This is a genomic window from Legionella bononiensis, from assembly GCF_016786215.1.
GTDB classification, from domain to species: Bacteria; Pseudomonadota; Gammaproteobacteria; order Legionellales; family Legionellaceae; genus Legionella; species Legionella bononiensis.
In genome coordinates this window covers 396,346-410,001 of sequence record NZ_JADOBG010000002.1, presented here as the reverse complement: position 1 = coordinate 410,001, position 13,656 = coordinate 396,346, and the positions used below count along the sequence as shown (strand labels likewise).

Below are 13,656 nucleotides of genomic sequence, written 5' to 3'. Positions count from 1 at the left end.
ATCAATATTAGGCAGGATGTTTCTATCTGAGGGGAAAAGACTTATGTGTGGAATAGTTGGTATTTACAGTCATGAACCCGTTGCTGCTGAACTTTATGATAGTCTTATTCATCTCCAGCATAGAGGACAGGATGCCTGTGGTATTTTGACCTGCGATGATCGATTTTACCCTAAACATGGTCTAGGATTGGTAAGAGAGTCTATTTTTTTGGAGGATCTTCACCGCCTAAAAGGTAATGTTGGTATTGCTCATGCTAGATATCCTACCGCGGGTGGTTACAGCGAAGCCGATATACAGCCGTTATGGATAGGTAGTCCAAGAGGCATCGCTTTGGCACATAATGGGAATCTGGTTAATTACCAAGAGCTGGTTGATGATATTTGTGGCAAACAACACCGTCATTTAAATTCTACTTTGGACTCTGAAGCATTATTATTACTTTTAGCAGACAATCTGGCAGTAGGTTCTTACTCAGATAATGATGAGGAACAGTTTTTCAATTTATTGTGTAATGCAGTAAACACGATTTATGAGCGTGCAGAAGGATCTTATTCAGTAGTCAGTTTAGTAATAGGGAAGGGATTAGTCGCCTTTAGGGATCCTCATGGAATTCGTCCATTGGTATGGGGGGAACGAGTACGGCAAGATGGCACTAAAGACTATATTTTTGCGTCAGAAACAACTTCATTTTATGCTTTGGGTTTTGAGCCTAAAGGGGATATTAAAGCCGGTGAAGTGGCCTATGTAAATAACCAGGGACAATTGTACCGCAGAGTACTGACTGATAAAAAATTCACTCCTTGCATTTTTGAATACGTCTATTTTGCCAGACCTGATGCTACTCTTGATGATGTCAGTGTCTATAGGGCACGATTACGCATGGGACAAAATTTGGCGAAAAGCTGGAAAGAGACCTATCCTGACTTAATTCCTGATGTTGTAATTCCTGCTCCGTCGACTGCAAATACCGCCGCGCTGGCTTTTGCTAATGAGCTTGGGATTCGATATTCCGAAGGTTTATATAAAAACCCTTTTATTGGTCGAACGTTTATCATGCCAAATCAGGAATCTCGTTCTCGGCAGGTACGTTATAAATTAACACCACAAAAAACTGAAATTAATAAAAAGAAAGTTTTAATCGTCGATGACAGTATCGTACGCGGAACTACTTCGCGTGAAATTGTGAAAATGATCCGTGAATTTGGCGCTTTGGAAATCTATTTTGTATCCACTTGCCCACCAATAAAAAATCCTTGTTTTTACGGTATTGATATTCCCTCACGAAAAAAATTAATTGCAGCTCATAAAAACGAAGAGGAAATCAGAGCGTTTTTGGGTGTAGATAAATTATTGTATCAACGTCAGGACGATCTTATCGAAGCGGTTACACGACGGGGTATGCATCATATGAGCCGTCCTTGTATGGCGTGCATGGATGGCAATTACATTTGTGGAAAAATAACCGAAGATAAAATTAAGTCGCTTGAAAAAAAGAGAATAAAGGAAAATGGCATTGAAGCTGAAATAGGAGAAATATCGTAGTGAATATTCTTATTATTGGTTCTGGTGCACGTGAGCATGCCATAGCAAAAGCATTGAGTATGTCAGTGCATAAGCCTTCCCTATTTTGTTGTGGTACGTCCTATAACCCCGGGATACAAGGTCTTTCTCAGGGGTTTTGGGTAGGTGATAGTACTGATATCGAACGCATCACTGATCAAGCAAGACAATGGCGGATCGATTTTGCGATTATTGGCCCTGAAGCTCCTTTAGAACAGGGCTTAGCTGATGTTTTATGGGATTCGGGCATACCTGTCGTAGGACCTAAAAAAGCATTGGCGCAGATAGAAACCAGTAAAGGGTTTGCCAGAGATTTAATGCAAAAATATCAAATTTCTGGTTTACCCAAGTATCAAGTCTTTTCAAATCCTGAAGGAATTTCCGAGTTTTTAGCTGAATTGGGTGAAAATAATTATGTCGTTAAAGCAAATGGCTTAATGGCTGGGAAGGGGGTTAAGGTCGCTGGAGATCATCTTCATTCTTTTGCAGAAGCACTTGTTTTTTGCAGCGAAATTTTTGCTCAAGGTCAGACCCTGGTTATTGAAGAAAAATTGATAGGACAGGAATTTTCTTTTATGTGTTTTTCTGACGGCACCTCTTTAATTCCTATGCCTCTAATACAGGATAATAAACGGGCATTTGAAGATGATAAAGGCCCTAATACGGGGGGAATGGGGAGCTATACCGCTGCAGACCACCATTTGCCCTTCCTGAGTCATTCTGATGTAGAACAAGCATTTAAAATAAATCAAAGTGTTGTCAATGCATTAATGACTGAAATGAATGAAAAATATATAGGAATTATATATGGAGGCTTTATTGCAACAGCCACTGGTGTGTCAGTAATTGAATTTAATGCACGATTTGGTGATCCTGAATCGCTTAATGTGCTGAGTATACTCGAATCTGATTTTGTTGATCTGTGCCGTGCCATGATTAAGGGAACTTTGCAATCAGAGCAGGTTCTGTTTTCTCAAAAAGCTACTGTATGTAAATATGCGGTACCTGAAGGTTATCCGGATCACCCTCTTCGTCATGTTGAAATTGATATTTCATCGGTTGTAAATGATCATTATTTATATTTAGCTGGAGTAAATGAAGAGAACGGACTGCTTTATGCGACGGGCTCTCGAACGGCAGCTTATGTAGGAGTGGCTGATAATATTCCCGCAGCCGAGCAAATAGCCGAACAGGAACTGTCGCAAATCAAAGGTCCTGTATTTCATCGCAAGGACATTGGTACCAGCTCATTAATTAATAAGCGCATCGATGCCATGCGTAAGTTGCGCTCATTATGACTCGATTAGGTATACTGGGTTCGACGAGAGGCACCAATCTGTTACCCATTATTGATGCAATTAATCAACATAAACTGCTTGCGACTATTGAAGTAGTCATTAGCAATAAATCAAATGCCATTATCCTTGAACGTGCTAAACAGTATGGTCTTCATACAGAATATTTAGGTCACGAGGGTTTGAACAGAGCGCAATACGACATGCAGATTAGTCGTATACTGCAGCAACATAAAGTTGATTTGGTGGTTCTAATTGGTTATATGCGTATTTTATCCGAAGAATTTGTCGCGCTTTGGAATAACAAGGTAATCAATGTTCATCCTTCATTATTACCGGATTTTGCAGGGAAAATGGATTTGGAGGTACATCAAGCCGTCATTCAAGCCGGTGCCCGGGAAACGGGATGTACAATTCATTATGTAACCAAGGATGTTGATGAAGGGCCTATTGTTCTCCAAAAAAAATGTCCTGTACTAGAAGATGATACTCCTGAGTCATTGAAAGAGAGAGTGCAACTTTTAGAAGGCATTGCTTTGGTAGAAGCAATACAGAAAATCGCATCTCAATAAGTGATCGCAACTGATTATCCAATCCACATCACCTACGTTTAGAAAATCTGTTCTGTTTATAAGGGGTATGACAATTGTTCTATAACCCCTAAGTGGCTCAGCTTGTCTTCGCCTAACAACTGATCTGGCTCCTGCTACATTCATTAAAATTATTCCGACTGAACCGCTTATAAATTCATTGAAAATACCCGTATGCAGTAACATTTCATTATTTAACTATTGGATTAATGAATAGCTTTATAGCTCTGCGCTTTGTTAAACTCTCGCTAGTTTTTTATTATGTTTCATGTTAATTATTAAGAAGATCAAGGATGATCTGGATGTTGAAGTCATTGTTCTTCAGCATCATACTATGAATAGGAGTTGTTATGAGATTAATAGTTTCTTTGTTAATGCTATTCCCGTTTCTGGTTTTTTCAGCCCCCTCTGAGCCGAATATCTCATCCAAGCGTTCACCACATGAACCATTCGCTCAAGCATTAAAAAGAGTACAAGCCAGCGTTTCTGCAGTTCAGAGCAATTCATTAATAGCCAGAGATACACCTATTGGAAAAAAAGTCCCCATCAAGCAGATGGATTTCACTCTGGTTCCGACAGTAGTTGCTTATGATGAAATGATGACTCTATTTAAAGTAGTTCGTGATACACGATTTCTTTTCACTGATGATAACCCCGAGTTTGAACGAAGAATCAGTTGGCTTTATCCTGATGACGGTTGTTTTGCACGGGCTGCACTGTCGATTATTAAACTTGAAAAGGAGAATTTGCTTAAGCCCGCCAAAATTTTTGCTTTTGGTGATTTGATTCTCCAAACATCATATTCTCCTGATGGATACGTCAGTTGGTGGTATCATGTCTCAACAGCTGTAAACTACATGGGCTCAATCTATATACTTGATCCGGCTTTAAACCCTGCGGGACCGCTGCTTGTTGATGAGTGGTACAGTAAAATGGGTAACGAGATGGAGTTAAGTGGCGTTATTTGCAGTTCGTATACTTATGGCCCTTTTGATAATTGTTATCAGGTAAGTGGAACTAGTGATGAACGAGCAATAAAGGATGAGTCACGGTACTTGGGGCTGGAATGGGATAGAATCAGTTCCCTTGGCTTCGATCCAATCACTCTATTAGGTAATAACCCTCCCTGGATAGTGGAGCTGTCTCGTTAATTTTAATTACTGCTCTTTATAGTTCAAGAGCGCTTTTGTATTAGGGTATTATGTTGTACTAGGTCAACTACAAGGAGGCACAACTTATTATGCGTTTATTTCTTATTCTTTGTTTACTGTGCAGTGCTCATTGGGTATCTGCAAAACCTTATTGGGATCCGAATAAGGTGCCCTCTGATAACACGTACCGCCATTTAAGTCATCCTGAGCTTAAGCTTTCCTCCTTGAAATCAGTCAAAGAACAATCTGGTATTCCAGTATTGCGAATTCAGGTTGATTGGCTGGGAGATAATGAACTCTATGCAATAAGTGGTTTAGTGATAGAAGCTTCCGGAACACCAGCCGTATTGGCTCGAAGCACCCATAAGCCTAAGTGGGGTAGTTATCTGGGAGTTTTGAAAAACAGTAAAACCGGAGAAGCAGTCTATTTCGACTCTATTGGAACAGGTAAAGAATACCGTAAACTTGCCAGAGCTATTAATTTACGTTTTCCCCTTCCAACTGAAGACATGATCTTTGAGTTGTATGCTGAGAACCCTCAGTCAGGTCATATGGAAAAAGTAGTAGAACAAAATATCAGCCCTGATGAATTTAAGACCGCAGATAAAGTGTTTAATGAACTGGAGATCAAAGAGCTGGGTCGAGCGACTAAGAGTCCTTCCTTAAGAGTTAATATTTATGCGGAAGGGTATGGGCGTGATGAAAAATCTTTGTTCTGGCGGCATGCTGTGAAATCAGTTCAAGCCTTATTGGACGCTAATTTTCCTGGTGTTGAGTATATGGATTTTTATGCAGTATATAATCCCTCTGAAAGTAAATTGGGTGAGGCCGAAGATTTGGGTATCCCAGTTCCAGAGTTCAATTCGTTTTTAGGACTGTATTATCCTTATTGGGATAATTTTGGACGTTGGTATCATATAGTATATCCGACTCGGGAAAATAAGTTTCGTGAAGGAATTGCCTCTGCACCCTATGATTATCCAATTGTACTTGTAAACAGCAGTCGCTATTGGGGTGTGGGTAACTATATGTCTCATACGGCAGTACCTGCTGGAAACTCCAAGTATTTTATTTATATTTTATTGCATGAATTTGGACATTTTTTTGGTCTTAATGAAGAGTATGAAGGAGGGGGACGTACAGAGCTGGAGTTTGCCGCGGATATGGAAGAGCCCTGGTCGCAAAATATTACTTTTCTAAAGGAACCCACTTATTCAGCTATGAAATGGAGTGAGTTTCTAAGTCCACAAGTGACCATACCAACCCCATACAGTGATTGGCACTCAAACCCTCCAGTTTATGGAGCCTATAAAGGCGGTTACGCTGAATCTCCAAGTTCAAAAGGGCTGAGTCATAAACCCGGAATGAACTGTGTCATGGAGTCTCATGAATCTTTTTGTCATATCTGTACCAAAGGTATTCTGGATGTGATTCGTTATGATTTAGGGTTAGAATAAATCGTTGGAGGAGATTGCGCTTAGTGCTATCTCCTCCTGAATTTTGACCAGGTCAGAGGTTTAGTCTTTATTCTGTTCTTTTGTGATTCATGCCTTTATAATCTGGATTTAGTCCATGAATAGAACCCTCTCTAAAGTTGACATCGTTCTTGTTTTGATATATTGCTTTATCATAGATTTAAAATAATTGAGCAGTGTATGTGTCTCGCATTAATCGCCATTGATCAACATCCCTTATTTCCATTAATCTTATTATCGAATAGAGATGAATTTTATAAACGTTCCAGCACACCGGCAGATTATTGGCATGATAATCCAAACATCTATTCAGGAAAGGATCTGGTTGGCAATGGAACTTGGTTAGGAGTGCATGGGTTGGGTCATTTTTCTTTGGTTACTAACTACAGAAACCCAAAAATGCATCAATCATCAATGAGATCAAGAGGGCATTTAGTTGCACAATATTTATTGGAAAGTGATCGGATTTCACCTGAAGACTATTTAGAGTACATCAAGTTAACCGCTGATCAATACAATCCATTTAATTTGCTCGTTGGGACTATGCAGGATGTTTATTATTATTCGAATGTCTCTGGAGAGATAAAAAAACTCTCCTCTGGTCTTTATGGACTTAGTAATCATTTATTGGATACTCCATGGTATAAAGTGAGCAGAGCAAAAGAGTTATTTAATAATACAAAACATCAACTGACAGCATGCTCTGAGCCTGAGCAAATAATCGAACTGCTTTTTCCCATTTTATTTGATACAAAAAGTTCACCGGAGCATTTATTACCAGAAACGGGTATTGAACATCATTTAGAACAATTATTAAGTTCTATATATATCGATATTCCGGAGTATGGCTATGGTACTAATCAATCTTCAGTTGTTGTATTTGCAAAAAATAGGATTGCTTTTTCAGAAATAAAAATTGAAGAAGGGCGCGCATTACCATTAAAAACGACAAAAATAAAACCAGCTCTATATCGTTAACGTGTACAATGTTATCGAGATCTCGCAAGAATTTCCTTCTCCCTCTGGGAGAAGGTGCCGACAGGCGGATGAGGGGATCCTAAACCATTAAAATTTTCAATTAAAATACTTAGCCCAACCAACAATGAATTCAATGCATGGAATTTAAAAAAGCAAGTAGCAACTGTTTTGACTTAAAAATTCAAGACAGTTACTACTCTAGCTATAGTGTAGATTTTCTATGTATCGAAAAAAGTTAATTATTGAGATAGATGGTGGTCAGCATAATGAGTGTAGGCAAAATGAATAGGATAATAGAAATATTAAATATTTTAATAATTTAGGCTATGAAGTTTGAAGGTTTTGGAATAATGAAGTAAAGCAGCAATTTAATTTAGTTATGGATGCTATCTATAACTATTTAATGAATGATGTTTGATCCCCTCATCCGCCTGTCGGCACCTTCTCCCTGAGGGAGAAGGCCATTTTTGCGAGATCTCGATAATGTTTGGTCTTTAGTCAAGAAAACATAAGGCTAGTTTCTCGAAGAGGGCGTATAAAAGGGATACGATGTGACACGTAGGTGTGAGGAACAAGGTAATAAACTATAGCCTTGTTTGACATATAAGTTCCAAGGTGTATTGATGTATAAAAGTGTACCAAGAAAAAACACTGTTTAATTTATGGTGGGTTAAAACCCACCAAAAATTACTTAATTAATTACCATTCGTAACTGTAATTTCAGAGGCTGCGCCTTGAGCTTTAATCATTGGGTTATACATTGACTCTGCAAAAGCTGGAGGAACGATGTATTTTCCAGGATTGACTGCCTTGATTTTGTATACGATTTCTTTGGCTGTAGAGTCGATACTTCCAAAGTAATTTACTCTATCTTCTCGGGCATCAGAATAATCCATAGTGTCGGTTTTGACAGAGTCTCTAACTACCTCAAATCCACCAGGCAGCAGATCTTCTATTACAATATTGGAGTGATAATTGTCATCCAGAGAGCGAATTTGAATATGAACCTCGATTTCACTGCCCAAAGCTGTTGACTGGATCACATTACCTTTATCATCTCGATATTCCCGATAGAGTTCCATGCCTTGTTTTACAGGTGTTGAAGGTAAGGATTTATCAAAACCCGCCTGTACCAGTTGATAAAAGAACGTGAGCTTATCAGGATTATTAAAACTGATTTGTTTGACGTCAGAGTCTATAGCCAGTTTTTGATAGTTAGCCTGTTCAGCCGGTATGGACTTGGTTTGATTATTTGTTAATAGCTCGCTGATCGTCAGGGTCGGTGTGGTGTTTGAATCTACCTGAGGATAAGCTGCCAAAGCCAGGCTTGCATAACCGGATAATACTGTATTGATGTCATCATTACTTATTGCCTGCACCAATTGCATTAATAGCTTATCGCCCACTTGTGACAACAGGTTGGGGAAGTGTTTTGCTACTATATATAAATATTGTGCGTCTGCAATATTGCTGTCATAGAAATCAGTATCATAAGGTTTCTTGTTTTGCGGTTGATACAGACTAATTAAGCGAGATGCATCATTGTAGCTTTTTAGTATTTGATAGGCTCCTGCAATATAGACTGCGGTAATGTCTTTTTTCCAGGCTTGAGAACTGTCCTTTTGTAAGTACAGTTGCAGATTCGCCAGATAATTGGTTGTAACAATCTCATTCCTGGTTAAAATGTAGATGGCATAGGCTTGAATTCGTGCCGCATCCATATCAGATACATTTTGACTGGCCAGTTCTTTCAGATAATTGATACCATTAAAGAATAGTTCATTCGGAACATTGAATCCTTGACCTCTAGCTTCAGTCAAAAAGTGCATGGCATAGACTGATGCAAAACTGTTGCCTTGATTATCGCCCAATCCTGGCCAATAACTAAATCCACCGCTGGACATTTGCCTTTGGCTCAACATCTGAATGGTTGTATTCACCTTTTCATTAATTTGACTGCTGTCCTTGGTAAACCAGCTCTGACTGTTCATTGCAATTAAAGGCAAGGCTTTGCTGGTTAACTGCTCAGTACAACCGTATGGGTAATTATCCAGATAGCGTTGCAATCCAAATACAAGAATTAAAGGACTAGTCGACATTGTCGCATCAACAGTGCGGTATTCTGGATATAGGGTTTGCATGATATCCAGAGTTTTTACAGCGTCTTTGGATTGACCGCTCTCTATATGTGTAAAAAATGGTGTTGCTGGTCTTACACTCAACGTTGCATCCATTGAGCTGGTTTTATCACCGGCACTGGCTGTAAAAGTAACCTTGGACGCGCCCAATGCTGATTTTGCACGCAATTTAAAGTGCACTGATTGTTCATGTCCTTCCCTGATTTCCAAGGTTTTTTGGGCGTCACCAATAATTTCCAGTTCAGGGGTAGCGGTTAAACTGACGGTAATTTTAGTATGATCACCTGAGTCCTTGATATTATTTGCAACACTGGAGCTGATTTCAAATTCGTCACCGGGTGCAACAAATGTAGGTACATTGGGATTGATAATAAAATCACCTCTGACTTCTGATGTAGCATCATTTGCTCCAACGGAATCCGCTGAAACGGCTACAGCCATAACTTTTATTGCCCCATTAAAATAATTGGGAACCTGATAAGTTAACTGACGACTGGTTGTGTCCGTATCAATTATTCCTGACCAGTAGACTACTGGTAAATCAGTTTTTCTTTTGAATGGATTGAGACGGCTGGCTAAATCAGCTTCGCCGTCATCTCCGCCTGCAGCAGACAACTCTCTATCTTGTATAAATTTAGGCAGGATTTGATCTACTGTTTGCTGAGTAAATACCTCCAACGCATGCTTTTGAAAAAAGAAAGACAGGGGATCAGGGGTAATGTATCTTCCAACCTGTAAAATGCCTTCATCAACAGCATAGACGATGATTTTGCCGGGTTTATCCGTATGATAGTCAATAGTTAAGGCTTCACCAGGACGAACTACCTTAGGGGTGTTCAGTTCTATTTTAATGTCATGATTATCATGGTTCACTGTGAAAGGTACTACGCTGTAGCTTAGCGGGCTGATAAATAATTCTGGAGATTCCCAGTCCCTAACAAATGCGACATTGATGTACCCATTTCCCTGGAAGTCTGCTGGAATATGAATGGTCTGCACTGAGTTTGTTGTTTCAGTTTTAAACCATTGTGTCGCATACACTTTATCTCGCTCAATGGTGATTAAGCCTGATCCCGTGTAGGGAGCAGTAATTTGAATTTCAATATCTTCATTAGCCAGATATTCATCTTTGTTCAGTTTTATTGATAACTCCGCATTTTTCGCAAGAGGTTGTTGGCTTGAGCCTACAATACTGAATTTTAATTGGCTCAGAACAGTATTGTCTTTATCAAGAATATTTAATGAATAATCACCGATCTGTTGTGTAGGCAAGGAATAATCTGTTCCTTGCTCATTTACAGTGAATGGTTCTGTGCTGACAACAGTCGACTGAATAATGGATTGATATTGATAGGTACCGTCTGCTTTTTTAACCAGGGTTGTAACTGGATGTAACGAAACGAGCTGAACTTTTAAATCCTTAACTTCTTCTTTGGTTAATTGAGGATTAATGGCTATATAATGTACCGTTCTGGTACCATTTTGTTTGATAAACGATAAGTCACCATCAGGTTTGTACCCAATAAAATAGGCGAGGGGGCTGATTAACGCTTTTGACTGAGTGGTTACACTTCGACCGCCTTCAGCTTCAAAACCTTCGGCAAAAAAGGTCAGTTTATAGGTTGCCTTGTCAAATCGTTCAAGATTTAAATCAAATTCTGCATCACCTTTATCATTGGTTGTTACATCAGGCAAGGATTCCGTAAAAACCTTTGGCGGTTTTTTGGGGTCGAATAGTGGATCTGCGAAGATATAGTCTGGATAGTCATCAAAATCAATTTCCTGTGGGGTCAACACAATTTTCGCACTGATTTTTCTATCAGTTGCAGGAGCACCATATAAATTCCAGAGGCTGACATGGGCTTTCAAATTATCGGGTGAACTCCAGCCATCCAGGGGTTTGGGTGTTAGCTCCGAGCTAATCCGCATCCTGTCAGGTTGAAACTCTGACACATTAATACTAGTTGAACCCAAAAGATTCTGTGGATGTCCGTCTTTTACGAGGAACAGATTAACCATATATTGTCCCGTAGGGGATGTTTGTGAGGTTGTGAAATCAAGTTCCATATACCCTGTATCATTCAGGATCAAGTGTTCATCTTTTATTGTTGTTCCCCGCGAGTCCACAATGGTTGCCTGTAAGGGAAGACCTGCTGGTTGTGCCTGAGCATAGGCTTGTTTGACTATCATGCCCACATGCACTGTGTCACCAGGTCTGTAAATACCTCTGTCTGAGAATAAATAAGCGCTTAAGCTTTGCAAATCCTGATTGTAGGTATAGATACCACCGATATCAAATTTCGAAAAATTCAATTGACGATTGTAATTATTGTATGGAATAAACGAAACATCGTTATTGAGGTTAGCAAGGTATACGATGGGTTCTCTGTCTTCCACAAAATCCTTCAAAGAGGGGAAGTTGACTCGTCCTTGATCATCACTAACCCGGGTCAAGATAGGTAAACCATTTTTACCTAATACCGTGACTGTGGCTCCAGCTACAGGAGTTCCTTGAGTGATGGAGTTAATAAACACATCATGAGTTCCATCGTTGTTATCTTTTACTATCATTCCCATATCAGTAATTAAGATTAAACGACTGGCTTTTACATCAAGGGCATATTTATTAGCAACATCCCATCCAGTTGCCTGTAATAAAAAGAGACCCTGTGGACCAGTAGCGTTGGTATCAACAGTTAAATACTTACTCAAATCAAGAGCGGTGTATTGTTGTTTGGTTAAATCGCTGCTATCAAATTGTTGAACTTCAGAAAAGATCTGGCTGATATTCTGCTGATTGAACGTTGGGTTAATGAAGTAGGGATTATTAAAATCACCTTGAGTTTGTGTCACTAATTGATTGATGTTGTCAGGTAATACTCGGGCAAAGTCAAACTTTACAGCGGGTACACCACGAATGAGGACGGATAATTTTTTCTCTCCTGCCAAGGCTAACAAAGATCCTTTATGAAGAAAACTGATTTCTTTAGGGTATTCTGGAACTGCGATAACGGCTGAATAGTCAGTGTTTAAGGTGAAATCACCAAATCCTTTCATTCCTTTATCTATTTTAATATAGATATATCGAGGGGTTTGCGCTGCAAATTTGAAACTGTGCAGGGTTGAGTAATTTTGCTCTGAAGGTATGGCTACTTTTGATAAAGGGGTTGCCAGAGAGAGGATGCTATTGGTTACTTCTCCTGGATTCTGCCATTGATAGTTGGGTTTGGACGCTTCTAAAGAGGTTGCTGGATAATCTTGTGGAAGCAAATACATGTGAACTGATTTATTGAAGTCATTTTCATTAACCCCCAGGCTTGTTTCTACCGTGAGGACCTGTTCAGGCCGATCTTTCTCATTTCTGATGATCGACGCTGATGCTGAAAGTACTTTGAGGAAGTTGCTTGCATCGGGAATAATCAGACTTGAGTCCAATTTAGATTCAAGTGTTGCTGAGTTGGTCGAAGAGGCTACTTTTTTATCTAAAGTTAAAATCACTAATTGTGCATTTTTTTTGATTTTAATATTTTCAGAATGCAGATAAGCTATGCGTTTGTGCTCATCATAAGTATAGGTGAATTTAAGGGGTTCACCACCTTTGACTGCAGAACCTTGTTGATTATCCTGAATTGTTAGAACAGTATTTTGTTCAAGACTTTCCGGGTTGACTGGAAAATTAAATTGCAGGGTCGCTTCTGCTGTTCTATGTTCGGAATTGACTGGATCCTGGTAAAATCTTAACTCGGAAATTGAAGCTTCAAAAGGTTTTGTTGAAAAAGATACATCATAGTGTTCCATTTTTGTATTGGTCGAGAAGAAGTTTTTAGCAAAATGGATGGTGTATTTTTGACCTGCAGGCCAGTCTTCTGATGGAATAAATACTAATTGACTGTCACTATTCCAACTCCATTCACCAGGCATTGCTGGAGTCATTTCTATACCTTCTGTAACTGTTTTTCCTATCAAGTTGATAGGTGCCACAGATTGGGTAATGAATTCATTGGTTTTGATACCGAAATCGATGATAAGATTATTAGGTACCAGTGTTTCTTCATTTGCAGTGATATCAGGTATCGTAATCGATGCAGTAGTATAAACGGGCTTAGGCAGGTTTTTATACCAATAAGTTGCATAGGCGCCTGTACCGATTAACGCGACAATGATGACGGTTGTTCCCCAAAACGACTTGGGTGATTTTTGGGCTTTTTGGTGTAGGTTGACCAACCATGGTGGACTATTCCAGTTCAATTTACCGAATACAGTCGTAAAAATTGAACCTATAACGTTCAAAACTGAAGAAATTGGATTTTTGTTCATGATTTAAGTTTTTCCCACTTGGTCTTTCTGGTCGTTGATTTGGTATAAGCAATGTGTATAAATTAATTCCCATTTGACTTTTATTTGGTCTAGCGGGGTTCTATTTCGTGTAATCGATATAAAAATTGATTATAATTCAACCTTTAAAATG

At 39.2% G+C, this 13,656-nt stretch carries 7 protein-coding genes; 6 read left to right on the top strand and 1 reads right to left on the bottom strand.

What is annotated here, in order from left to right; genetic code table 11:
- Nucleotides 1–43: 43 nt before the first annotated feature.
- The 6 genes from purF to IZU94_RS02875 all read left to right on the top strand — a co-directional run bounded on the left by purF (nucleotide 44) and on the right by IZU94_RS02875 (nucleotide 7,050).
- Nucleotides 44–1,543 carry an amidophosphoribosyltransferase gene (gene purF, locus IZU94_RS02900; protein ID WP_203107815.1) on the top strand — a complete coding sequence of 500 codons (1,500 nt, stop codon included), beginning with the start codon at nucleotides 44–46 and terminating at the stop codon, nucleotides 1,541–1,543.
- Entirely contained in the window at nucleotides 1,543–2,859 is a 1,317-nt protein-coding gene (gene purD, locus IZU94_RS02895; RefSeq protein ID WP_203107813.1) for a phosphoribosylamine--glycine ligase, read from the top strand. The genes purF and purD overlap by 1 nt, the downstream gene beginning before the upstream one ends.
- Complete coding sequence (gene purN, locus IZU94_RS02890; RefSeq protein ID WP_203107811.1) at nucleotides 2,856–3,428, top strand: phosphoribosylglycinamide formyltransferase; 573 nt, start codon at nucleotides 2,856–2,858, stop codon at nucleotides 3,426–3,428. Before purD ends, purN begins: the two co-directional genes overlap by 4 nt.
- 368 nt (nucleotides 3,429–3,796) lie before the next feature.
- Nucleotides 3,797–4,597 carry a protein-glutamine glutaminase family protein gene (locus IZU94_RS02885; protein ID WP_203107809.1) on the top strand — a complete coding sequence of 267 codons (801 nt, stop codon included), beginning with the start codon at nucleotides 3,797–3,799 and terminating at the stop codon, nucleotides 4,595–4,597.
- A gap of 89 nt (nucleotides 4,598–4,686) precedes the next feature.
- Nucleotides 4,687–6,054, top strand: a complete 1,368-nt coding sequence (locus IZU94_RS02880) for a M64 family metallopeptidase (RefSeq protein WP_203107807.1) — start codon at nucleotides 4,687–4,689, stop codon at nucleotides 6,052–6,054.
- Nucleotides 6,055–6,252: 198 nt separating this feature from the next.
- Nucleotides 6,253–7,050: an NRDE family protein gene (locus IZU94_RS02875; RefSeq protein ID WP_203107805.1), complete on the top strand. Its 798-nt coding sequence runs from the start codon at nucleotides 6,253–6,255 to the stop codon at nucleotides 7,048–7,050.
- A 695-nt stretch (nucleotides 7,051–7,745) separates the two neighbouring features.
- Here the strand turns inward: IZU94_RS02875 and IZU94_RS02870 are convergent.
- Nucleotides 7,746–13,505 carry an alpha-2-macroglobulin gene (locus IZU94_RS02870; protein ID WP_203107803.1) on the bottom strand — a complete coding sequence of 1,920 codons (5,760 nt, stop codon included), beginning with the start codon at nucleotides 13,503–13,505 and terminating at the stop codon, nucleotides 7,746–7,748.
- Between the last annotated feature and the right edge of the window lie 151 nt (nucleotides 13,506–13,656).